Origin of the sequence: Rhodococcus sp. T9N, from assembly GCF_024436645.1 — a bacterium.
Lineage (GTDB): Bacteria > Actinomycetota > Actinomycetes > Mycobacteriales > Mycobacteriaceae > Rhodococcus_F > Rhodococcus_F qingshengii.
Window position 1 is genome coordinate 66464 of record NZ_JAMSKS010000012.1, and the last position, 23676, is coordinate 90139.

The 23676-nt window shown below is 60.6% G+C and carries 23 protein-coding genes; 16 read left to right on the top strand and 7 right to left on the bottom strand.

The features are described from left to right. Positions 1-105 precede the first annotated feature (105 nt). From M1L53_RS19575 to M1L53_RS19585, 3 genes are all read right to left on the bottom strand, one after another. Positions 106-852 (bottom strand): pirin family protein, encoded by a 747-nt coding sequence (locus tag M1L53_RS19575; RefSeq protein WP_003939960.1) that lies wholly within the window; start codon positions 850-852, stop codon positions 106-108. A 1-nt stretch (position 853) separates the two neighbouring features. Continuing rightward, positions 854-1819: a pirin family protein gene (locus M1L53_RS19580; RefSeq protein ID WP_050654820.1), complete on the bottom strand. Its 966-nt coding sequence runs from the start codon at positions 1817-1819 to the stop codon at positions 854-856. A 131-nt stretch (positions 1820-1950) separates the two neighbouring features. Further along, complete coding sequence (locus M1L53_RS19585) at positions 1951-2673, bottom strand: IclR family transcriptional regulator (protein ID WP_003939719.1); 723 nt, start codon at positions 2671-2673, stop codon at positions 1951-1953. A gap of 138 nt (positions 2674-2811) precedes the next feature. Between M1L53_RS19585 and M1L53_RS19590 the strand changes: the two genes are divergently transcribed. From M1L53_RS19590 to M1L53_RS19615, 6 genes are all read left to right on the top strand, one after another. Further along, on the top strand, positions 2812-3261 hold the full coding sequence (locus tag M1L53_RS19590; protein WP_003940054.1) for a nuclear transport factor 2 family protein: 450 nt from the start codon (positions 2812-2814) through the stop codon (positions 3259-3261). 49 nt (positions 3262-3310) lie between these two features. Beyond that, on the top strand, positions 3311-4147 hold the full coding sequence (locus tag M1L53_RS19595; protein WP_003939904.1) for an SDR family NAD(P)-dependent oxidoreductase: 837 nt from the start codon (positions 3311-3313) through the stop codon (positions 4145-4147). Beyond that, complete coding sequence (locus M1L53_RS19600; RefSeq protein ID WP_037128614.1) at positions 4140-4922, top strand: SDR family NAD(P)-dependent oxidoreductase; 783 nt, start codon at positions 4140-4142, stop codon at positions 4920-4922. The genes M1L53_RS19595 and M1L53_RS19600 overlap by 8 nt, the downstream gene beginning before the upstream one ends. Beyond that, complete coding sequence (locus tag M1L53_RS19605; RefSeq protein WP_050654819.1) at positions 4919-6376, top strand: FAD-dependent oxidoreductase; 1458 nt, start codon at positions 4919-4921, stop codon at positions 6374-6376. The genes M1L53_RS19600 and M1L53_RS19605 overlap by 4 nt, the downstream gene beginning before the upstream one ends. A gap of 76 nt (positions 6377-6452) precedes the next feature. After that, the gene (locus M1L53_RS19610; RefSeq protein WP_007731424.1) at positions 6453-7766 is read left to right on the top strand and encodes an MFS transporter; all 1314 of its coding nucleotides are present in this window, start codon (positions 6453-6455) and stop codon (positions 7764-7766) included. Positions 7767-7792: 26 nt separating this feature from the next. Continuing rightward, a complete protein-coding gene (locus M1L53_RS19615) occupies positions 7793-8281 on the top strand; it encodes a nuclear transport factor 2 family protein (protein ID WP_030535188.1) in 489 nt (162 codons plus the stop codon). A gap of 68 nt (positions 8282-8349) precedes the next feature. Here M1L53_RS19615 and M1L53_RS19620 read toward each other — a convergent pair whose 3' ends face one another. Both M1L53_RS19620 and M1L53_RS19625 read right to left on the bottom strand, forming a co-directional pair. Next, positions 8350-9990, bottom strand: coding sequence for an ABC-F family ATP-binding cassette domain-containing protein (locus M1L53_RS19620; RefSeq protein WP_050654818.1), 1641 nt, complete (start codon positions 9988-9990; stop codon positions 8350-8352). A gap of 208 nt (positions 9991-10198) precedes the next feature. Continuing rightward, complete coding sequence (locus M1L53_RS19625) at positions 10199-10756, bottom strand: TetR/AcrR family transcriptional regulator (RefSeq protein WP_050654817.1); 558 nt, start codon at positions 10754-10756, stop codon at positions 10199-10201. Between the two features lie 51 nt (positions 10757-10807). Here M1L53_RS19625 and M1L53_RS19630 point away from each other — a divergent pair, with 51 nt between their 5' ends. The 8 genes from M1L53_RS19630 to M1L53_RS19665 all read left to right on the top strand — a co-directional run bounded on the left by M1L53_RS19630 (position 10808) and on the right by M1L53_RS19665 (position 18549). Beyond that, a complete protein-coding gene (locus M1L53_RS19630; protein WP_030535190.1) occupies positions 10808-11767 on the top strand; it encodes a DMT family transporter in 960 nt (319 codons plus the stop codon). Then, positions 11764-13359, top strand: a complete 1596-nt coding sequence (locus tag M1L53_RS19635; RefSeq protein WP_050654816.1) for an amidohydrolase — start codon at positions 11764-11766, stop codon at positions 13357-13359. Before M1L53_RS19630 ends, M1L53_RS19635 begins: the two co-directional genes overlap by 4 nt. A 516-nt stretch (positions 13360-13875) precedes the next feature. Further along, on the top strand, positions 13876-14412 hold the full coding sequence (locus M1L53_RS19640; protein ID WP_050654815.1) for an alternate-type signal peptide domain-containing protein: 537 nt from the start codon (positions 13876-13878) through the stop codon (positions 14410-14412). 3 nt (positions 14413-14415) lie between these two features. Continuing rightward, on the top strand, positions 14416-14970 hold the full coding sequence (locus tag M1L53_RS19645; RefSeq protein WP_050654814.1) for a hypothetical protein: 555 nt from the start codon (positions 14416-14418) through the stop codon (positions 14968-14970). After that, complete coding sequence (locus tag M1L53_RS19650) at positions 14967-15602, top strand: signal peptidase I (protein WP_024488237.1); 636 nt, start codon at positions 14967-14969, stop codon at positions 15600-15602. The genes M1L53_RS19645 and M1L53_RS19650 overlap by 4 nt, the downstream gene beginning before the upstream one ends. Next, positions 15595-16191 (top strand): SipW-dependent-type signal peptide-containing protein, encoded by a 597-nt coding sequence (locus M1L53_RS19655; protein WP_030535194.1) that lies wholly within the window; start codon positions 15595-15597, stop codon positions 16189-16191. The genes M1L53_RS19650 and M1L53_RS19655 overlap by 8 nt, the downstream gene beginning before the upstream one ends. 82 nt (positions 16192-16273) lie before the next feature. After that, positions 16274-17890 (top strand): signal peptidase I, encoded by a 1617-nt coding sequence (locus M1L53_RS19660; RefSeq protein WP_256670297.1) that lies wholly within the window; start codon positions 16274-16276, stop codon positions 17888-17890. A 41-nt stretch (positions 17891-17931) separates the two neighbouring features. Then, a complete protein-coding gene (locus M1L53_RS19665; RefSeq protein ID WP_158170642.1) occupies positions 17932-18549 on the top strand; it encodes an alternate-type signal peptide domain-containing protein in 618 nt (205 codons plus the stop codon). A gap of 98 nt (positions 18550-18647) precedes the next feature. Here M1L53_RS19665 and M1L53_RS19670 read toward each other — a convergent pair whose 3' ends face one another. Continuing rightward, the gene (locus tag M1L53_RS19670) at positions 18648-19355 is read right to left on the bottom strand and encodes a hypothetical protein (protein WP_125051942.1); all 708 of its coding nucleotides are present in this window, start codon (positions 19353-19355) and stop codon (positions 18648-18650) included. 354 nt (positions 19356-19709) lie between these two features. Between M1L53_RS19670 and M1L53_RS19675 the strand changes: the two genes are divergently transcribed. Then, positions 19710-20993: a hypothetical protein gene (locus M1L53_RS19675; protein ID WP_082238960.1), complete on the top strand. Its 1284-nt coding sequence runs from the start codon at positions 19710-19712 to the stop codon at positions 20991-20993. Beyond that, the gene (locus tag M1L53_RS19680) at positions 20993-22378 is read left to right on the top strand and encodes a lipase family protein (RefSeq protein WP_371683547.1); all 1386 of its coding nucleotides are present in this window, start codon (positions 20993-20995) and stop codon (positions 22376-22378) included. Before M1L53_RS19675 ends, M1L53_RS19680 begins: the two co-directional genes overlap by 1 nt. Before the next feature lie 6 nt (positions 22379-22384). Here M1L53_RS19680 and M1L53_RS19685 read toward each other — a convergent pair whose 3' ends face one another. Further along, positions 22385-23608 carry a cytochrome P450 gene (locus M1L53_RS19685; RefSeq protein ID WP_050654810.1) on the bottom strand — a complete coding sequence of 408 codons (1224 nt, stop codon included), beginning with the start codon at positions 23606-23608 and terminating at the stop codon, positions 22385-22387. Positions 23609-23676 lie beyond the last annotated feature (68 nt).

Sequence of the window (23676 nt, forward strand, 5' to 3'; positions counted from 1 at the left end):
TCTGTACCACCGGGATCCACCACAATCGGGATCCGCCACTACCGGCATCCACCCTACGACGAACCTGCTGTGTAGTCCGAACATTGGGCGTACTCGGTGGTGTCGTCAGTTCGTCGACGCGTGCATCTCCCACACGAGTATCTCCGCATCGCCGATTCCCTCGACTCGTTGACCGCCAGTATCCTTGAGTCGCAACGAATCTCCCGGACCGAGCAATCCGACTCCCTCGACGTCGACAGTGCCACCGGCGATGAAGCCGTGCACGTACGGCGCATCCGGGAGAGATACCGACCCACCGGTCTCGAGGCGAGCAACATGCAGTGCCGCATGTTTGTTGTGCAAGCTGATCGCGCTGTGGTCGCGATGCGCGGGCATCCCCGACGCCAGGGTGATCAGGCCACCGCCGTCGAGTTCGGAGTTGATGTCGAGTTCCTGATAGCTCGGAGTCACTCCGGATTCGTCCGGGGGTATCCACATCTGGACGAGGTGAACGGGCTCGGTGACACGTGAGCCGTCGGCCCGGAAGCGATCGTTGCGCTCGGAGTGCAGGATTCCGGTACCGGCGCTCATTCTCTGCGCGAGTCCGCGATGGATGACCCCGGAGTGCCCAGCGGAATCCTGGTGAACCAGAGATCCGCTGAGCACCCACGTCACGATCTCGGTGTCGCGGTGCTGATGAGTGTCGAAACCGTAGTCGGCTTCGATGATGTCGTCGTTGTTCACCAACAGAAGTCCGTGCGCGTACGCGGCGTGATCGAAGTTTCCGGCGAAGGGGAAACTGTGACGCGCCGTGAGCCAGCCGTAGTTGAGATGCGCACGTTCGTCAGCTCGTTGGACGACTACCGACGACATGTCAGTTCAGCGTCTCGTGTGCCGCCGGGATGGATCCCAGGCGTCCGGCCTGGAAGTCCTCGAAGGCCTGCATGACCTCGGACTTGGTGTTCATGACGAACGGCCCGGCCATCGCGATGGGTTCGCGGATCGGCTTGCCGCCGAGGATGAAGACCTCGAGGGATTCGGTCCGTGAATCCTGGCGATCGGAAGCGGCGACGGTGATGGAGTCACCACGTCCGAAGACAGCTGTCTGTCCGGCACGAATGGGCCGACGCTCGGCCCCGACGGTGCCTTCGCCGGCGAGGACGTAGACGATCGCGTTGAACTCGGGATTCCACGGAAGTGTCAGGCTCGCACCCGGGGCCACAGTCGTGTGGGAGAGCGCGATGGGTGTGTACGTCGAACCGGGTCCGGCGTGGCCGGCGATGTCTCCGGCGATGACGCGTACCAAGGCTCCGCCGTCGGGGGAGGAGAGCAGCGCCACCTTGTTACCGGTGATGTCCTGGTACCGCGGCGCTGCCATCTTGTTGTCGCGAGGCAGGTTGACCCACAGCTGGACACCGTGGAACAGGCCGCCACTGACGACGAGGTGTTCCGGCGGAGTTTCGATGTGGAGGATGCCGCCACCCGCCGTCATCCACTGGGTGTCGCCGCCGCCGATAATGCCGCCGCCGCCGTTGGAGTCCTGGTGCTCCATGATGCCGTCGATCATGTAGGTCACGGTTTCGAAGCCGCGGTGGGGGTGCCACGGTGTGCCCTTGGGTTCGCCGGGTGCGTAGTTGACCTCACCCATCTGGTCCATGTGGATGAAGGGGTCGAGGGCGGAGAGGTCGATGCCGGCGAAGGCGCGGTGAACGGGGAAGCCTTCACCTTCGTATCCGACCGGTGCGGTGGTGATGCTCTTGACCGGGCGGTCGACTGCCGACGCTGCCGGCTCGTCGAGGCGGGGCAGGGCCAAGATGTTCTCGACTGTCACAGCAGGCATGTCGTACTCCTCGTGTCCGTGAAGCTGAAGTCAGGTAGTTGATTGTTCAACTATCTCATCAGGAGTCAACAAAGTCGAGCCCCGGGTATTCCCGGGGCCCGACTGGTGTTCGGATCAGCCTGTCGTCTGGATCAGCGCAACATGCTGCCTAGGGTCTTTGCAGCTGCCATGACCTCGGCGCCCAGCGCTGCTTGGTCCTCGGAGTCGAAGACGGAAATTCCGAGGCTGGAGATGGCGTCGCGGCGTCTGCCGGGAATCACTGCCGATATCCCCAGGACGGACGGGATGACTTCGCCGACGGTCACTGCGTAGCCGCGTGCGCGTGCAGCCGTCACTTCCTCTCGTTCCCCACTCGTCGGCGGGAGTGAGGCAAGGATGGAAAGCCCGGCGGAGCCGCGGTCGATCGGATCAACCTGCCCTGGGTGGAACGCGACGTGGACTTTGGCGCTGCGCGGTTCGACCACCATCAGGGCGCGCACTTCGGTGTCGCTCTCGCGGACCACCAGGTGTGCGGTCGCCTCGGTGGCCTCGGCGAGTTCTTGAAGAATCGGGCGAGCGAGGGTGCGCAAATCTTGTTCCACCGGTTCGGCGAGGGTGACCAGCCCGGCGCCGAGAGTGACGCGCTTGAAGGAGTCCTTGCGGCACAGGTGATGAGCCTCGAGTGTGCGGATCAATCGATGTGCGACGGTTCGGTGGACTCCCACGCCGTCGGCGATGTCGGTGACCGACAAGCCGTGCGGATAGGACGTCAGGAGTTCCAGGATCTCGAGTCCGTGGTGCAGCGTTTTCGACATGCTCGAGTCCACTTGAACTGCACTTTTGCGCGGTCGGTGTTCCTCGCTCAGCTCTGACATCAAATCCCTTTCTTGACGTTTGTGAGGTATGCCACCTACGCTTTGAACATATCGCACAGTGTGTGCGATTATCGCACACTTTACGAAGCTGCACAACCTTCGGGTGGATGCAGCGCAGCGTGTTCGGAGAGAACCTTCATGAGCAACTACCGCGTCGTGGCAACGGAGGACGTTGTCGCAATCCATCAGCTGTACGGCTACCAGAGTCATTGCATAGACTCTGGGCGCCAGCAGGATTGGGCGCAGACATTCACCGAAGGCGGTGAGTTTCATTCCCCCAGTTATCCGGAACCCGTGGTCGGTTTCGACGACCTTGCGGCTTTTGCTGCTCGCTTCTACGCTGCGGCGGAAGCTGCCGACGAGGTGCATCGTCACGTTCTGACCAATGTCGTCGTCGAGGCGGTGGACGAGAGTGCTCTGGCAGTGCGCGGGTACCTGCAGATCTTTGCCACCGCTCGCGGCGGCGAGTCGCGACTGGTGCGGATGACGACTGTCGCTGATCGTGTGGTTCGGGTCGGTGAGGAGTGGAAGATCGCCCGCCGCACCGTCTCCCGTGACGACGCGCCCCGAGCGTCCGAACACGCGTGAAGTACCGAAATGTTTCTTGCACAACAATATTCAGTAGGAGAAGTTCATCATGACCGAAAGCTCTGACCAGACGAACCCGGGCCGCACCGTAGTGACGCAGATGTCGGCGGTATACCCGGAGTTGGCAGGCAAGGTCGCAGTGGTGACCGGTGCGGCCCAGGGAATGGGTGCGACGTTCGCCGAAGGACTGGCAACACGTGGCGTACATGTCGTCGGCGCCGACATCAACGAAGAGCAGATGCTCGCCACGGCCACGCGAATCAACACGGACCTGGAGTCGAATGCACTGGCGGACAAGCCGGGTCGCGTCGTCGGAGCTCGGGTCGACGTCACCAAGCCCGACGAGCATGAATTGCTTGCGCAGTTGGCGTTGAAGGAGTTCGGCCGGGTCGATTTCTGGATCAACAATGCGGGTATCTTCCCGTTTGCGCTGGCCGAGGAGATCACCCCGGAGCAGATCGGCGCAACGCTGAGTGTCAATGTCGAAGGAGTGCTCTACGGTGCTCAGGCGGCGGCACGTCACCTCGGTCCCGGCGGCGCCATCGTCAACATGTCTTCGGTGTCTGCGCTGCGTGTGCGGAAGGGGAGAGGCGCATACTGCACGTCGAAAGCTGCCGTTGCGCACCTCACGGAGTCTCTCGCAGTGGAGTTCGGCGACAAGGGTATTCGGGTCAACTCCATTGCACCCGGCTACATCGACACGGCGATGACGAAGTGGGTCCAGGAAGATCCGATCGCGCTCGCGAACGCACTCGACGCGGTACCACTGCATCGTCTGGGCTCGCCCGAAGAGGTCTTCGGCCCGCTGCTGTTCCTGCTCTCGGACAGCGCGCGTTACGTCACCGGGCACAGCATTGCGGTGGACGGTGGTTCGCGGCATGTCTGAGTCCACGACATATCCCGGCGTCGTTCTCGTTACCGGCGGTGCTGCCGGGATGGGAGCGCATCACGCGCGCACTCTCGCCGCGCGCGGTTCGCATGTCTGCATTGCCGATGTTTCGGATTCATCCGGCGTGGTCGACGACATCGTCGCCGCAGGCGGATCGGCATCCGCTCATCTTCTCGACGTCACCGATGCCGATGCCTGGGACCGGGTTGTCGACGAAATTCGCACCACCCGTGGGGAACTCGGCGGACTGGTCAACAATGCCGGTATCTCGCGTCGGCTCGAATTCATGGACACCCCGAACGACATCTGGGAGCTGACCATGAAGATCAACCTCTTCGGCCCGTTCTACGGTATGAAGGCGGTGGCGCCGCTGATGCGCGAGAGTGGTGGCGGATCGATCGTCAACATCTCGTCCATCGCCGGTCAGATCGGATACTTCTCTCCGGCTTACTCGTCGAGCAAGTGGGGTCTGACCGGTCTGTCGAAGTCGGCCGCAGGCAACTTCGCGCAGTGGGGGATTCGCGTCAACTCGGTGCACCCGGGACTGGTCGGTACGGCGCTGCTCGGCGGCGCGAACGACTTCGTCGCCGCGTCACTGAAGTCGGTTCCCTTCGGACGCATGGGAACTCTCGACGAGATCACCGAAGCAGTGCTGTTCCTGCTCTCGAACAGTTCGACCTACACCACCGGTACGGAACTCACTGTCGACGGCGGGTTGGTGTCGAACGGTCTTTACCACCGCATCATCGCGGAGACTGGAGAACTTTCATGACCGAACACTGGGACGTCGTTGTCATCGGTGGCGGCGGAGCAGGTCTCGCCGCTGCGGTGTCGGCAGCTGAAGAAGGCGCATCCGTTCTGCTGTTCGAATCCGAAACCGAACTCGGTGGATCCACCGCGCTGTCGGCCGGCATCTTCACGGCCGCCGGAACGAGCGTGCAGGCCGGCCTCGGAGTCGACGACTCGGCAGAGAAGTTCTTCCAGCACTACATGGACCTCAACCAGTGGATGCTCTCACCCGGATTGATTCGTGCGTTCTGCGAAAACGCCGGTCCGACACTGGAATGGCTCATCGGACTCGGCGTCGAGATTCCCGCGACGATCTCGGGTAACGCTCACCAGCCGGGACTCGCCCAAGCCGGCGTCGAGGACGTCTGGCGCGGCCACGTGCCCAAGGATCAGGGATACGGACTGATTCAGGTGCTGGACAAGGCTCGTCGTAAGCACGGGATCGAGGTCATCTTCGGAACTCGGGTGCAGAAGCTGATCGAGGAAGACGGTCGGGTTGTCGGTGTTGTCGCCGACGACATCGAGGTGCCTGCGGGCGCCGTCGTTGTTGCTTCCGGTGGATTCGCGCAAGATCCGGGTTTGGTGGAACGCCACTTCCCGGACGCGAACAAGGCCGGAGAGGCCTTGTTCGTCGTCGCAGCCGAGGGGAGCCGCGGAGACCATCTTCGTTTTGCCGAAGACCTCGGTGCTTCCCTGGCGGGCGACGGCTGGGGTCTGATGCTGCCCACCGTCTACTTCCAGCGATTCCACCACTGGCAGGCCGGCTTTCCGCCGAAGTCGCGGATCTACGTCAACCAGGACGGCCGTCGTTTCATGGACGAGGACAGCTCGTACGCGGTCTCGACCGGCATCATCGACCATCAGGGTGGATACGGTTGGATGATCTTCGACGAGAACGCTCGCGTGAATCTGGCTCCAGGATATGCGGATTGGAATCCCGAACGCATCGAGGAAGAAGTTGCCGCCGGTGGCACGATTCGTGCGGACACGATCGAAGACCTCGCAGTGGCTACGGGTGTTCCGGTTGCGACGTTGGCGCAAACCCTGCGTCGATGGAACGACCAACTGCCCAGCGGTCACGACGACGACTTCCTCCGCCATCGCACGTTGCGGAACAAGGGTGCCGTCGGCAATCCGGATCCTATTGCGACAGCTCCGTTCTATGCCGCGAAAATCCTTCCGGCAGAGCTCGTCTGTACGCATGCGGGAATGGAGATCAACACCGATGCGGCCGTGCTCGGCAGCACCGGAGTACCTATCGAGGGTCTGTACGCCGCAGGTGAGGCCGGCGCCGGAATCCTCGGACTGAGATACGTGGGCGGCGGCAATGCGGTTGCCAACGCTTTGACCATGGGCCGCGTAGCGGGACGTAATGCGGCGAATTACACCAGGACCAGCGCTGAGAGCGCACCGGTCCATTCCATCGCGCACTCCTGACGTCCGACGTCTGCGCGGCACCGAATCCAGTCAGTATCCAATCCAGGCAGGGAACAACATGTCAGAGAATGAGACCATGGCGAGAGCCGAATCCACCGAGGGCAGCAGCGTGGCAACCGAACGACAGTCGACGACGAAGGTAATTCGCGCGGCCATCGTCGGTACCGTCGTCGAGTACTACGACTTCGGTATCTACGGATACATGGCCACGACGATCGCCGCGCTGTTCTTCGTTTCCCATGACCCGAACGCAGCACTGCTCGGTACCTTTGCAGCATTCGCCGTGGCCTTCTTCCTACGCGTGCCCGGCGGCATCTTCTTCGGCCACATCGGCGACAAGTACGGCCGCAAGAACGCGCTGTCCTGGACCATCCTCCTGATGGTTCTCGCGACAGCCGGAATGGGCCTGCTGCCGACTTACGCCACGTTGGGTGTGTGGGCGACGTCCATCCTGGTTCTGGCTCGTTGCCTGCAGGGCTTCGCGGCCGGCGGTGAACTCGGCGGCGCCAACGCGTTCGTCTCCGAGTCCGCTCCCAAACGGTGGCGTGCGACGCAGACCTCGATGGTCAATACCGGCACCTACCTGGGTTCGCTGGCAGCTTCGCTCATGGCCCTCGGCCTGACGTCGGTGTTCTCGCAAGAGCAGATCCTCGAATGGGCTTGGCGTATCCCGTTCCTGCTCAGCCTACTGATCGGTGGCATCGGTATCTGGATCCGCAGCCAGATGGAAGACACTCCTCAGTTCGAAGAACTGCAGGACAAGGGTGAGACCAAGAAGCTTCCCATCCGTGAGTTGCTCAGCACCTCCGGTGGCAGCGTCGTCAAGATCATCCTGCTGGGCGCACTCATCACCGGCGGTTACTACATCGCCTCGGTGTATGCCGCGACGTACCTGCAGACCACCGGCGGTCATTCGTCGCGCGTTGCTTTCCTTTCCACCTCTCTTGCACTGGTTCTCGGCGTCATCACGTTGCCGATCTCGGGATACATGGCAGACAAGTACGGGCGTCGGCCGGTGCTGTTCGCCGGTAGTGCCGCCGCAGTGGTTCTCGGAATCCCGATGTTCATGATGATGGCCGGTTCTGGCATCTGGCAGGCGGTTGTCGGTCAGTCAGTGCTCTTCATCTGCGTTTCCGTTGTCAACGGTGCTTCGTACGTGACCTATGTCGAAATGCTGAAAGCATCTGTGCGGTACAGCGGTCTGGCATTGGGTAACAACGTCACCAACATGTTCCTCGGTGGCACCGCGCCTTTCATCGCCACCTATCTCATCAGCTTGACCGGTAACTCTCTCGCTCCGGCTGGATACTTCGTCTTCTGTGCGGTGATCACCCTCGTCACGGTCTTCTTCATCAAGGAGACCAAGGGTGTTGAACTGCAGGTTGATTGATCATCGGGTAGAACAGGAGCCTGACCGTGTCCCTCGCTGACAAGCAAGAAATCACCGAAGTTCTGTATCGCTACGCTCGGGCCGTCGATCGGAAAGATTTCGACAGCGTGGCCCTCTGCTACTTCGACGACGCGATAGACAACCACGGCGGTTACATCGGAACCGTCGACGGGCTGATCGAAGACATGAAGCTCAGACACAAGACGATCGACTCGTCGATTCACTGCATTTCCAACATACTGATCGACGTCAACGGCGATGTCGCTCAGTGTGAGTCGTACTGTTTGTGCTTTCTGCGGCAAGAGCGTTCCGGTACGGATACGGTGCAGACGCTTGCGACGATCAAATGCCGTTACGTCGACAGGTTCGAAAGGCGCCATGGTGAATGGCGAATCGCCGATCGGATTGTCGTGTTCGACGAATCCCGTGAAGACGTGATCGAGAACATCCTGTCCACGGACTGGGTGACGCAACGTCGATCCTTCGACGATCCGGTGTACACCAGGACGCCTTGACCAGTAGTGCAGACGAAGGCCTTCACACACATCGTGTGTGAAGGCCTTTCGCCTGTTCACTTCTCGTGTCAGCCCAATGCGCCTGGTGCGGCGACCTCGGTCAAACGGCCGTCCGAGAGCCTGAGCCAGCGTTCGACCTTGACCTCGGCCAGGAATCTCTCGTCGTGGCTGACCACCACGAACGCCCCCTGATATGCATTCAGGGCACTTTCGAGTTGAGCAACGCTCACCAAGTCGAGGTTGTTGGTCGGCTCGTCGAGAAGAAGCAGCTGCGGGGCCGGATCGGCGAAGAGAACGCACGCCAATGTAGCCCGCAGTCGTTCACCGCCCGAGAGTGCAGCGACGGGAAGATGAGCACCCGCACCCCGAAAGAGGAAGCGCGCCAGGATGTTCATGCGTTCCGGTGCCGGTAGGCCTGGAGCAGACAAGGCAAAGTTCTCTGCGACGGTGCGTGCGGGGTCGAGTAGGTCGAGCCTCTGCGACAGGTATGCCACTCGACCGTCGGCTCGCGTGATCTCACCGGAAGTCGGCGCCACATCCCCGTTGACGATGCGTAGCAACGTCGACTTTCCGACGCCGTTCGGCCCGGTCAACGCGATACGCTCCGGTCCTCGAATGGCCAGGTCGATTCCGGAGTCGGCGAAGATCGCATGATCGCCGAACGCGATTTGCATTCGCTCACCGAGGAACACCGTCCGGCCGGCGGGTACATGTGTGCCAGGCAATTCGAGTGAAATCGTCTGGTCGTCTCGAAGAGCGCGGCCCGCTTTGTCGAGTCGGTCCTTCGCCGCGTCGACCCGGGCGAGGTGTGTCTCGTTGGCCTTGCCTGCCGACTCCTGAGCATTGCGCTTCATGGTCCCCGCAAAGATCTTGGGCAAGCCCGCGTTCCCGAGATTGCGGGCAGCGTTACTTGCGCGTCGCGAAGCACGTTCTCGGGCCTGCTGCAGTTCGCGCTTCTCGCGCTTGACCTCTTGCTCGGCGTTGCGGATGTTCTTCTCCGCCACTTCGCGAGCCGAGCGTGCCGCGGCTTCGTAGTCGGTGAAATTGCCACCGTAGAAGCTGATCTCGCCGCTGTGAAGTTCGGCGATGCGGTCCACGCGGTCGAGTAGTCCTCGATCGTGACTGACCACCAACAGACAACCACTCCAGTCGTCGAGAACGTCGTAAAGCCTGCGGCGCGCGTCCAGGTCGAGGTTGTTGGTGGGTTCGTCGAGGAGAAGGACATCGGGGCGTCGCAGGAGTTGCGCCGCCAGTCCGAGCGAGACGACCTGCCCGCCGCTCAGAGTGTCGAGGCGACGATCGAACGTCATGTCGGCCAAACCGAGTCGACCGAGTTGGGCTCGCGTTCGTTCCTCGATATCCCAGTCGGACCCGATTGTCGTGAAGTGTTCTTCTCGTGTGTCCCCGGATTCGACTGCGTCCAACGCAGCGAGCGTCGGGGCGATGCCCAAGACCTCGGCAATGGTCAGATCGCCCGTCAGTGGCAGGTCCTGCGGAAGGTATCCGAGAACGCCGTCGACGGACACACTGCCGGCGCGCGGCCGCAACTGGCCGGCGATCAATCTGAGCAGAGTGCTTTTCCCGACGCCGTTCTGGGCCACCAGCCCGGTTCGGCCGCCGGGCACGGTGAATGACAATTCGTCGAAGACCGGAGTGTCGTCCGGCCAGGCAAAAGACAGATTCGAGCAAACGATGTAGGTATCGGACATGAATAGACCTCAGGTGTCGTGCGGGCGCGGCAACGCTGCTCCGCGAAGAGTCGGGTAAGTGAACGACAACATGGCCACGACGGCAGCGCTCCGAGGCGTCTGCCGGTGGCCGTCATGCCCGGTTTTATCCGGAGATGTCGAGTTCACCAACCATGTCTGATCCTTTTTGGTCTGTGTTGTTTCATCCGACGATAACAGGAGCCGGTATCTACATACGAGCAATACCGGCGCAGAGAAGTTCGACCAGTCGTCGATACACCCGATCCGGGTCGGTGCCGGCCGGTTGTCCCTCTACCGATTCGAGGATGCAGAAGCCGTGCAGCGCACTGCGAAGAGACCACGCCGCCTGCTCCGAATCATCCGGGCTCAGACCGTATCCCGCGATCACCCGGTTGATGACCTCGACCACCTCGCCGACGGCGGAGACCAGATCGGGATGCGGAGCAGTGGGGTAGCGGTCGGTGATGGCGTAGAGCCCGGGGTGTACTCGGACGAACGCACGCCATGCGTCCGCGAGCGCCATGACGGCGTCGTCGCGCGAGAGACCGACCGCGGCGGCACGCAGTTGTTCGGCGAGAAGGTTGCGTGCGAGGAGGCTGAGTTGATGGTGGACGTCGTCGACCCCGTCGACGTGTTTGTACAGCGCTGACTGCCGGACGTCGAGGGTCTCGGCGAGTTGACTCAGTACCAGAGCGTCGGCGCCTTTGCTGTCGACGAGATCGGCTGCGGCAGCGATCACGCGTTCACGGGTAACCGGAGTTCTCATGCACGCATCTTCCCTGTATGACAGGCTTCGCGTCGGTGATACATTATCACCATGAGTGATGAAGTATCGCCACGCGAGCCGTCCGGCGATCAACTACGCCGTCGTGACCTGCGCGTAGTCGTCACCGGTGCATGCATCCTCGGGTTGACCTCGGTGCTCTACGAACTCTCAGGAGTGTCTCCGTCGACGGGTGCATTCTTTCGGTGTCTCTATGCGCTCATCCCTCTCGGCATGCTCGTGCTCGTTCAGCGTCGTCGGTCACCCCGGCCTTCGGTCTCGGCGCCCTGGATCGTGAAGTCTCTACTTGCCGGCGCGTTCCTCGGAATCGATCTGGTGCTCTGGCACGAGTCGATTCATTCGATCGGGGCAGGTCTTTCGACTGTGATCCTGAATTTGCAGGTGCTGTTCGTCGCAATCCTCGGCTACGTTGTCCTGCGCCAACGGATCGGCCGGGAACTGGTCGCCAGCCTTCCGTTGCTCTTTGTCGGAGTTGCTCTGGTAGCCGGGACGAGCACAACGCTCACCGGGTCGAATCCTGCTGTCGGAGTGTCGTTTGCCGTGATCGCCGCAGGCGCGTACGCGGTCTACATCTTCCTCATGGGTCTGGCTACTCGGGCGGCGGGCAGAACGGCGTTGCCGATGTTCGTCTCGACGGGAGCCACTGCCCTCACGGCAGGTGCATACGGCCTCGTGAGTGGAACTTTGGATCTGACCCCTTCGCTCGTAGCTCAAGGCTGGCTTGTGCTGCTCGCGTTGGTATCTCAGGTGATCGGGTGGCTGCTGGTAGCCAGCGCCAGTCAGCGTCTGCCTGCAAGTGCAGTCGCCGCCAGCCTCGTGTTGCAATCGGCGTCAGCACTGTTGTTCGGCGCAGTGCTGCTTGCACAGACCCCAACTCTTGTCCAACTTGCGGGTGCCGGAATGATTTTGGCCGGAGTGGTTGTGGCGACGCGGATACCCGCGAAGAAATCCTCGACGACTGTTGTCGGAAAACGAATGGAGACAAGCGTATGACCACGGCGGCTGACCACATCTACATCAACGGCGACATCAGGGCCATGGACGGTGCGGTCGGCGATAACGCCACCGCTGTGGCAGTCAAGGACGGCAGATTTGTCGCCCTCGGAACTGACGCCGAGATCTCGGCGCTGACCGATTCCGAAACCTCCGTTGTCGATCTCGCCGGAGCGGTGGTTGTGCCGGGGTTCATCGAGACGCACCTTCATCCGATGATGTGGGGTTTGATGCTCAGTGGGGTCGACGCAACGACGAATACGTGCCCGACCATCGAGAAGTTGATCACGGCGTTGGCCGCGCGGGCCGCGATCACACCAGTTGGCGAGCCCATCGAAGCGTGGGGCTTCGACGACAGCCTCGTGGCGGAAGATCGAGGCCTGACCGTAGCTGATCTGGACAAGGCTTCCACCGATCATCCGATTCTGGTGCGGCACTTGTCTGCTCACGGAATCTATGTCAACTCGGTCGCACTGGAGAAGGCCGGGATCGATGCCACCACGGTCGATCCGGAGGGTGGTGTCATCGTTCGGGACAGCGACGGTGTACCCACCGGTGAACTGTGCGAGGTTCCGGCAATGTCTCTGGTGCACGGACTTGTTCCGGATATGAACCCGGATGCGTCCAAGATCGCGATGCTGCGGGCGCAGGAAGTCATGGCGTCGGTGGGCGTGACGAGTTTCCACGACATGTACGTCACGGCCGAGATGTACGAGGCGTACCGGCAACTCGACGCCGATGGTGACTTGAGGCTGCGTGCGCGCCTCTATCTCGGCCACGGGGTTCACGATCAGTTGGGTGAACTCGCCGATCCGACCGAGCGAGTTCGTGTGGGCGGCGTCAAACTCATTTCGGACGGGTCGATTCAGTTGCACACCGCTGCGCTGACCGCGCCGTACCACGATCTGGGCGGATGCCACTGCGGCGGAATGGCAATCCCGGCAGGTGCGCTCGGGGCACTCGTCGAGGAACATCACGCCGCCGGCCGACAGGTTGCGATTCATACCAACGGTGATCAGGCCATCGATTTTGCATTGGACGCAATTGCAGCGGCACGGACGGCGCACCCGGACATCGAAGTTTCGCATCGCCTCGAGCACGTTCAGACGTTGCGGGAAGATCAGATCGCGCGGATGGTCGAACTCGGGGTGGTGGCGTCGATCTTCGTGAACCACGTCTACTACTGGGGTGACCGGCACCGCGATCGTTTTCTCGGACCGGGTCGCGGCGAGCGGATCAGCCCCGTGGCGTCGGTCGTGGCGGCGGGGCTTGCCTACGCGCTGCATTGCGACTGCCCTGTCACTCCAGTGAACCCGCTCTTCACGATGAACACCGCCGTACATCGTGTGACGCGAGAAGGTCATGTTCTGGGTGCGGAGCAACGGGTTTCCGCGTCCGAGGCGCTGGCCGGCTACACAAGCGCAGCCGCCCGTCTCACCGGTGAGTCATCGGACAAAGGTCGGATAGCGGTGGGACTTTTGGCGGATTTTGTTGTGCTCGACGGAGATCCGCTGCGCAGCGATTCGACAGACTTGAATGAACTGTCGGTCCTGCGCACGGTTGTCGGAGGTGAGACCGTCTTCGAGGTGTAGGGCCTCCGCCTTAGTTTGTTGCTCGATTGTCGCTGCTTTCAAAGCGGAGGCAATCGAACGATCCCCAAAACAAACCAAAAGTTTGTAGAACTTGTTTCAGGTGAATTTCCGACTGTATGGACCATCCGGGCGAAGGTTACTTCAGCAAACGGGTTGCAACAAAGTGCTGCGTCTTTTAAATGATCCAGGTGAGAGGCGATTCTGTAGTCAAGTTCAGGTTTCAACAAGCTTCTGGACATTCGACCAGCTTTTCGCCAAAAATTCCTGATACGTGTGGTAAAAATCTAAACGACGCAAGCGGACGTCGACAGCACGAGAGAGGAATGACCCGTTCGCGAGAACGGCTCGCAATCTTTCCGCAACACGCTCTCGCTCTGCACTTACCGCTACGACCCCTCACTGACCACGGATGAACGAAACCCTCTGCCCGTACCAGGGCGCACATGACTGGATCCGACCAGCTTTCTCACCCTGCAAGCTCCCCGCCACGGGGACCAGACGAAAAGAGTGTTCTCCATGAACAAGGCAACCAAGGGCGCAGTCGCGGCCGGTGCAGCAGCACTTCTCCTCGCCGGTGGCGCGGGAACCATGGCGGCGTGGAACGCAAACGCACCGATGACCGGCGGAACGATCAACTCAGGTCATTTGACGCTGACAGCGTCGGGAACTCCCACCTGGTCAGTGAATGGCACGGCCCTCGCGCCTGGCGCAATCGACACCTACAAGGTAGTTCCAGGCGACAAGGTTGTGTACTCGGGCAAGGTCACCATCGGCGCTGTGGGTAACAACCTGAGCGCGACGTTGAAGGCCGACCTGTCCTCAATCGGAGGAACCTCCACCTTGCCGACCGAGATGGCGCCTGTTGTGACCGCCAGCGTCGGTGCCGCCACCCTCCCGACCAACGGAACCGGTGTTGCGATCACGTCCGCTAACAACGGTGATCTCGTCGATGTGAATGTCTCGTTCGACTTCACCAAGGCTGCTGCAACCAATGGTTCGCAGGATGGTTCGATCAGCTTGGCGAACTTCAACGTCACTCTCGATCAGGCATAAGTCTTGCGTAAGCACTACCGTTGGTGGGCAACCGCCGCCGCGCTGGTCATCGGACTGATCTTCGTATCGGTGCAGCAGACCAGCGCGCGGTGGACGGCCGCTGAAACACTGTCCGGTGGCACGATCCAGTCCGGGATCCTCGACCTGACGGTGGGCAGTGCCGGGAGCGGCCAGAGCAGTTACGACTTCACTGCTCTGGGCGCCACCGGTATGTTCCCCAACGCATATGCACAGGCTCCGTTGACAGTTCACAACTCCGGTAGCGTTCCACTCAATTACCGGATCCAGAACGTCACGCAGTCTTCCGCTGATGTTCCGCTCGCGTTGGTAGTGACGCCAGTGGCTACCGAAGCCGGTTGCCCTGCCCAGGGCGCAGCTGCCGGCACCGCGATCTACGACGGTCCTATGGTCGGCGCTCAGGTACCGACAGCTTCGGGATGGCGCACGGTTGCTGCCGGCAGTACCGACATCTTGTGCCTGCGTGGCACTGTCGGTCCTGACGTCGCATCGGGTGTTTCCACGAGCGTGCATTTCTCGTTCGAAGCGGAGTCGGTATGACGCACGCAGTGAAGGGTTCTGATCAGAGAACCGGCGCCTGGTGGTGGATCCGCAATATTGTCTCGTGGGCTCTGCTGCTGGGTGTTCTGGCGATTCTGTTGTCGACGGTCGTTGTTCCACGTTTGACGGGGTCGACGCCCTTCACTGTGTTGACCGGTTCGATGCAGCCCACCTATCCACCCGGCACCCTTATCGTGGTGAAACCGCAGGACGCTGCCCAATTGCAGGCAGGTGATGCGATCACCTACCAGATCGAGTCGGGGAAGCCCGATGTGGTTACGCACCGAATCACGATGGTGCGACTCAACTCCGCCGGTGATCTCACCTTCGTCACACAAGGCGATGCAAATCCGATAGCGGATCAGAATCCCGTTGTACCGGAGCAGATTCGCGGCAAGGTGTGGTACAGCGTGCCGTACATCGGGTACGTATACAACGCCATCACTGGGCAGATGCGCTCGGTGATGCTGACGGTTGTCGTCGGCGCACTGTCGATCTATGCCGTGTTCATGTTCGTCGGATCGGTCCGTGACCGTACCCGGCGACGTTCTGCGTCTGCAGACCCCCAACCTTCCGAACCGAGTGCGCCGGCGCCTCGAGTTGAGCAGCAAGAAAGGCACAGCCATGTCTAAGCACGAGGAGCAGCAGGCGCCCGCCTCGCTCGGTACACGTCTGGTCGGGGGCGCAACCAGCGGCCGCGCACGCGCGATCATGTCGGTGGGAATTGTTCTGGGCCTCGGTGCCGTTGGCACTCTTGCTGCGTGGACTGACAACGCTACAGCGACTTCCGGCGTATTCAGCACCGGTTCGATCGAGATGAAGCTCAACGGTGACCCGGGAGATCCGACTGCTTACGGCTTCACCGCGTTGACCAAGACGGGCATGATGCCCGGCGACAGTGTCACGGCAACTCTGCCTGTACAGAACACTGGCGCGGCACAGTTCAAATACACCATGGCAGCAACCGCAACAGGCGAGGCCGCGCTTGCCCCGTTTATGAAGGTGACTGTTCTCGATCAGAGTTGCACAACCCCGATTGCCGGCCCGGTCGGCTTGTCGACGACTGCCGCGACTCCGATCATCACAACAGGACGTCAGTTGGCTGCGAATACAGGTTCTGAGACGCTGTGCTTCAAGGTTGCGCTCGATACGGGAGTGCTTTCGGCACAACAGAACAAGTCGATCAATGTTTCATTCCAGTTCGCGGCGACGACAGCCTGAGGTGACCATGTCTGATCACACAACTCCCGGCAGTTCGAGATCGGCACGTGCCGGTCGCGAACTCGCGCTGACAATAGGGGCGGTGGCTGGACTCATCTGTGTTCTCGCCGCCGCGGCATCGATGCTGTTCGGCATCAAGCCGCTCGTCTTTCGCTCGGGTTCGATGTCTCCCGAAATCACCACTGGCTCCCTGGCATTGGCCCGAACCGTGCCCGCCACCGACCTCTCAGTGGGCGACATCGTAAGCGTCGTCAACGGACAGGGCACGCGCATCACACACCGCGTGTACGAACTTGACCAGCAGGCTGGTAACTCCGTCACGGTGACTCTCAAGGGTGACGCAAATGCCAAGCCAGACGTGGAGCCCTACTTCGTCACCGAAGCCGACCGCATTTTCTTCAGCGTCGGGGGCCTGGGCTACGCAATTGCTTGGCTCTCCAGCCCACTCGCGATCTTCCTCGGCGGAGCGTTGGTCGGCGGATTGGTGATCATTGCCTTCCGGCCCAACTCTCGCCGCAAGGATTCGGATGACGGTCCGAGTGGAGGAGTTGGCAGTGTGGACACGGAAGCCGCTGCAACGATGGAGTTTCCGATGGTTTCTTCGAACAGCGGGACAGGCGGACATCGCTCGGCGTTCTCGCTCCGAAAGCTTGCGGTTCTCGGTGTTTCGGCATTTGCACTGATCGGTGTTACGCAGGTGAGCGGCACCGCAGCGGCCTTCACAGACACTGCCGTCGCAACGAGTGGTGCCATTACCGTGAGCGGGAAGATCAATCCCGCAACGAGCAGCGTCAGTTGCACGACAAACGGCATAGGTGGCTCTCAATCGTCCACTGTTAAGTGGAGTCACATAGGTCCCCAATATCGCTACGAGGCGCGGTACTACAACGGAAACTCGTTGATGAAAACATGGGGATACGATCCCGGTGTTGGTGCCGCAGTAGGAACCCAGGTCTCATCCACTATCTACTACACAGATGCTGGTTACAGCGTTTTCAACTCATACACGTACACGCTTCGCATCTACACGATCAACCGAATCACGGGCGAATCGTCAACGGACTGGCGAGGGTGGAACCTACGCCAACCTGCGTCTCAGACAAGCATCTATTGCCAAGGTGAGGCAGGCTCGATCGCCGGCGCGGCTGTCGCTGAAACTGAGCAGCTTGCTCGCGGAGTTGCTCCAACAACCGCGACGGCTGCCGAGACCACCACGTCCAGTACACCGACAACGACAGGCACGTCGACGACGACTCCCACTACGGCTGACGTGACAACCACGACCGGTCCCACCACAACAACGGAGACCTCGACCAGCACTACGACTCAGTCGACAACTCCGGCAACGACAACGGATGCAACGACGACAACGGATGCAACCACGACAACCAGCACGACCACGAGGGAAGCGCCGGTGGCATTGGGTGCGGCCGAGACGTCGCTGACTGGCTACGACGCAACGTTGATGCAGGACGGTGCCAGCGTCGCGGTGGTGGTCACCGACAGTTCGGGTGCAGAAGTGTCGAGCATACCGGTGAGCGCCACTGCAACCGTGATGTGGCAGTCCGATGCAGACGAGCTGTGGATCGTGGACGGCGCCAACGTCTATCGCGTCAACGCCGAAACAGGGGTCTCGGAAAAGAACCCCTCCGGCGAAGCTCCCGCAGAGATCGCTGCCTGGATCGACGGGCAGAAGTGATGAATATAGAAGAGACGGAATTCGGGAACGGGAGAGTTCGAATGAATAATCGCATCGTTCCCGCAAGTCGATGGAATACGCGACGTACCAAAATGATCGGCACATCGCTGGTCATGCTCGGAGGGGCGGCATTCCTGACTGGCTGTGCTGATACCGGCTCATTGGGTTCGTCCGGCGGCGGTAAGCCCACCACGACCACGTCCGTTCCGGCCACAACTACGCCTGTGGTGACTACTCCGGTCGAATCCGGTTCGTTGGCGCTGAAAACCGTCACCGCACCTACCTGGACGGATCAGAACGGTCCGATCGATCTGTCGACGATGGTTGTCGTGCCGGGCGACGTTCTGACCTACCACGCCAGTTTCGCGTTGGAGATCAAGGGAACTGGAATGAAGGCAAAGCTGTCGACCAGTGATCTGGGTGTCTCCGGTGGAGCTGCGCTGGTTGCCCAGCTGAAGCCGGTCACCGAAGTCAAGCTCGACGGGGTGCCAGTGCCTGTCGGTGCCGACGGAACTGTGGTCAGTACGGCGAAGGACGGCAAGATAGTCGACGTGGCAATACGTTTCACCTTCGACAAGGATTCCGCGACAGCGTTGTCGATGGATCAGTCGTTGAACTTGGCGCGATTCGACGTGAATCTGGTGCAGATTCCCGCATGATGTCGGTGCGGACAACACGAGCGCTGTAGCTGTTCAGAAGTGAGGCCGGGTAGCAAATCTGCTATCCGGCCTCACTTTGTGAATTGTTGTAGGGGAGGTTATCCGATGAATGTGACCGGCTTGCCGAGCGATCCGACATCAAGCGATCCGGAGCTGGTAGATCCGGTCTTCACTGATCCGGTGTCGAGTGAACCGAAGCTCGCCGACCCCAAATTCAGGGAACCGAAATCGAGTGATCCGGTTCCGCCGGGCGTGACGGGTGTATCGGTGGAATCGAGTGTGAGGTCCACACTCCAGTTCGGCGTAATACTGCCGTTCTGCGAAGAATTCCCTGCCTCGACGGGCATTCCGATCACGAAGGCAACCTTGGCACTTTGGCCCGGTGCGAGGCGGACCGAGTTCAACTGGGTCCCTGGTGTGGCGGCATTGCCGGTGGCGGTGAGCGGATTGCCGGTGACGCCGTTTACGTCGACACGAAGGAAGGCTTCCATGCCGTCGCTGATTTCGTAGTCTCCGACGTAGAAGTGTGCCTCACCTGCGCGGTCCGATGCGTTTCGGACGTAGAATGTGGTTGTGTTGGTCCCACCCGGGATGAGTATGTCTGTGCTCCAGACGATTTTGGAAGTATCTCCCCAGGTCGAGTTGTCTGCGGAGTACTCGATGATTCCACTCTCACCGTCCGCTGCGTGAGCGAGCGACGGCATCAGTGCTCCGCCCACCAGTGCAAGTACGAGGGCCGTGAGTATCCCTATGACTGTGCTCCATAGCGCGCCAGGCTTTCGAGATGAGTAACTGGTAGTTTTCATAACCCGAATTCTAGTCGGACAAACGTCCAAGCGTGAGGAGTTGTGAGAGTTAACTGTCTGTTGTGCAACCGTTTTCGGAAGTTTGATCAATAATCTGCGAGGGAGCTGAAAATGAACTGTAATCGGAGTGGATGCGACACGTAGATTGGGGCGCGGATAGCTGGACGATCGCTTGTCGAGTGGGTTTCGATGCCGACTATTCGGGGTAAAAGATTCTCATCTGCAATGGCTTCAGTCGCTGCAGAGATGTTGATTCGGAATTTGGATTTTCTCCCAGATTCAGTTATCTTACTGCAAAGTAGGTAGGATTCGGCAATCGATCGGGGCGGTGCCGACCTGAGTACAGGGATCGATATGCGGATGAACCTGGGGGCAGGTGTTCGGCGACGTCGTTGGGCGCGCGACGTATTGGCAGCCGCGACGGCATGTGCGCTGGCGATGTCCGCGTTGCTCTCGGTACAGATTTCAGCGTCGGCGTCCGAGCTGGACGAGTACGTGAATTTGCCTTTGGTGAATCGGAATGCCGAACACGGTCCGGGCGGTGTCCATCCCGCGTTGCCGACTGATCTCGGCACCTTGCAAGCCCTTGTGAAAGAAGCCCGCGCCAGTGGTCGCAGTCCGGAATCCTATGCGGCCTTGCTGTTTCAGTATCGATTGGTCGCTGCCACGGAAGCCGCCGGAATCGATCTCTCATCGTGGAATCCGCGCGCCGGAGTGTCGGCTAATCGCACGAACCTGGTGAAGTCGTACCGCTACTACGAGGATCTGCAACTCGGTCACCCGGAATTGCAGTGGGCGGGCATGGGCGGACAGGTTGGTGCGGACTTCGGCGGGGGACTGATCGACTTCGAACTGATGGCGGACATGTACTCGTTTCCGAATCTGCAATATGTTGCCAATTCGATAGTTTCTCAGGTCACGGATCAGGTTGGCGTGCAAGCGCTGAACCAATTGCCGGCAGGGCTGCGCGCACTCGCCGCGGTGGGCAGGAACGTCACAGCGGACGACTTGGATTATGTGCTGGGGATGATCCTGGTGATGCAGAAGAACATCTTCTCGGATCTGATGCCGATGCATCAGGCATACGTGGATGAAGGACTTCCCGCGCTGGAAGAAATGCAGAGTGCCGGAATGTTCGGTCAGGATGTCATGGACGCCTGGCGTGATGTAGCTTCCGGCGATTCGAATCGGATTGCACGTGGGAACGTAGCACTGCTCCAACGTGAGCAAGGGGTGATCATCCGCGACCAGTGGGATACCGTGCGCGCATACAAAGGTGATGTGGGAGAAGCGATCACCTACGCATCGACCGTTGCCGGCTCGCCCTCGGTCGCCGGCGTGGTCCCGCCTCGCTCGTTCCGGCCCCTCGAGTTCACGACGACACTTGCCGACGGACGCACCGCGACAGTGACACTGCCCCTCCCGGATTGGAACTGGTCGGTGTACGAGGAACGGTGGGACTACATCACCTCACAGCTCTTGCCGAAGTACCGAGCGATGGTCGAAGAAGATTGGCCACGGCTCGTAGCCACATTGAGTGTTCCCTACGAAATTCAATTGGAGAGTCACCGCCCGATGGTGACCCTCCCACAAACTCTCGAATCGGCCCTCTCCAGTTTGAAAGTGACGGTTCAGTGATGTCGTCGGCGACATTCCGAAGGTTGGCGCCGCTGGTAGCGCTGACCGTTGCGCTGGTCCTGCCAGCAACGGCTGGAGCTGAGGTGCCGGACAGTGATGCCCCGAAAGACGTGCAAACTCCTGTATCCGAGGAGTTTCGAACCGACACCCCAACTCTGGGAGAGGTGTTCAACGGGTTCACCGTCGGTGCTCTCAGTTCGGGGGAGTTCGCATCCGAAGAGGAGATCTTCACTGCACTCACGCCCGATGATCCGTTTTACGACGAGCCGGTGTTGACCGGCGCCGAGCGTCCCGGTGATCTCCTGAAGTCGAAGAAGGTGGATGTACTGTTCACGGGATACAAACCGGGACAGCTCGACGCCTACAAGATCATGTACGTCACAACCGGAATCGACGGTTCGACGCCGGTGGTGAGCACCGGGATCATGATGATCCCGATCGACGGAACACCGGCATCGGAGAAGAAGATCATCAGCTACCAGGAGGCCAACGACAGCGTTGGCGGCTACTGTCATCCGAGTTCGCACTGGACGGGCGGCGATCCGCTGGACGGCGCCTCCTGGTCGGCGCTGGGTCCGCTGGCACTGATGTTCGGAAAAGGCTATGCCGTAGTGATATCCGACGTCGGGAACAACGGAGACCGCCATCCTCACGGCGTCTTCGCGGGCAAGTTCGCGGGGCATGCGCAGTTGGATGCTGTGCGTGCAGCATTTCAGGTGCAGGATTCCGAGCTGAATCCTGAGGCGGAGATTGCGTTGTTCGGAATCGCTGGTGGTGGAGTCGGTTCTGCATTCGCCGCCGAATCTGGGCAGTCCTACGCACCGGAACTCGACATCGTCTCGACAGTCCTCGAGGGAATGGTGATCAAGCCCCGAACATTCATGGAGACAACAGATTCCTCGGTCGGGGCCGGCTTCGGATTTGCGACGCTCCTTGGCCTCGAACCCTGGTACCCCGAGATGAAGTTGAACGACAAGCTCAATCCCGTGGGCCGAGCGATTGCCGACGTGTACCGGGGTGAGTGCCAGATGCCGGCGTACTTCACGCTGCCGTTCGTGCCGTTGGCAAGCCTTTTCGAGCCGGGAATCGATCCGACCACAGAACCCAGCTTCCAGCGCGCGTACGACGACAACGTATTGGGTCACGGTGCTCCGGCGTCGAAGGTATTGATAACGTCGTGTGCAAAGGACGACTCCCCGATGTCACTTGTACCGGCAGCTGATGCGCGAGAACTGGCGGACACGTACAGGAGTGGAGGGACCGACGTGAGCTACCAGCCCACCGACTGCAGTATGGACCGCGCATTCACGGATCCATACGGTTGGGGAACTGATCTGTTCGGAATGCAGACGATCGACTGGATAGCCCACAATTTCGACAACTGAGTGAAACTATCCGGTGACAGCGAGACGCAAACTCTGATGGCGGCGTACGAACATGCTGGGGACCCAACGGGGTGGGGATTCGGAATCGATTGTGAAGTGCGCACTGTTTTCGAGAAGGACTGCGATCGCGATCTTTGCTTCCAGACGAGCCAGCGCGGCCCCGACACAGAAATGTGCTCCTTTACCGAAGGCGAAATGCGCTCGGGGATTGACCCTGTCGAGGTTCATCACCTGTGGTTCGGTGAATGACTCAGGATCGCGGTTCGCCGAGCCCCACAGCAGTATGAGGTGACTGCCGGCAGGTAGCGCCACGTCGCCGAGTGTTGTGTCCGCGTTGACATGTCGGTGATGTCCGCGAAAGGGTGACTCGAGCCTGAGCGTTTCTTCCAGGAACGCACCCACGAGTAGAGGGTCCTCGCGCAGCTGCGTCTGCATCTCAGGGCGCTCGGCGAGCAACCGTGCAGAGTTGGCGATCAGTCCGGCGGTCGATTCGCCACCCGCACCGACGAGTTGCACCAACATCAGCACGGCCACGTCTTCGCTGAGTTCGCCTGCGTCACAGCAACGGACGAGGTCTCCGAGTAGATCATCCACCGGGTGAGCCCGTGCCTCACGAAACTTGCTGTAGAGGTACCCGGTGAGTTCGGCCGCCGAGGTGACGACGCCTGTCAACCGTTCTGCGGTCACGATGCCGCTGAGAAGTTCGGTGCTGTCGTACGACCACGCCAGCAATTGGGGGACGTCGTGTGCCGGCAGGCCGATCAGCGTGGCAACCATCTGCAGCGGCAGCGTGTCCGCTACCGACGTGACCCATTCGATCCGTCGACCGTCGAAGCCGTTGTCCCACAACTGCTGCGTGTACTCGGTCATCACCGGCTCGAGTGCTCGTATACGTTTGGCGACCAGTGTCGGCAAGACAAGTTTGCGCTGGTGTTGATGGTCGGGCTCGTCGGCAGTCGCGAGAACGTGAACAGCTTGGCCGCCGCCGTTCATGTCGAAGGTCACGGCCGAACCGTCCGGTGTACGAACCAGCACGCCGGTGAGGTTGTTGGAGAAGTCGTCGGTACGGGAAACGGCTTCGGTGACCAATTCCCACGTGGACACCAGATAGAAGTCGGTATCAGGAATGCGGTACACGGGGTGCCGGCGCCGGAGTACGTCGTATAGCGGGTACGGGTCGTCGATGTTCGACGGCAGGAAAGGGTTGATGTCGAGCGTCGATAGTGTCACGAAGGGAAGATTTCACGGCCGTCGAGGAGAAGTCAACAGGTGGAAAATGCCTCTGAACTGGCATTTTG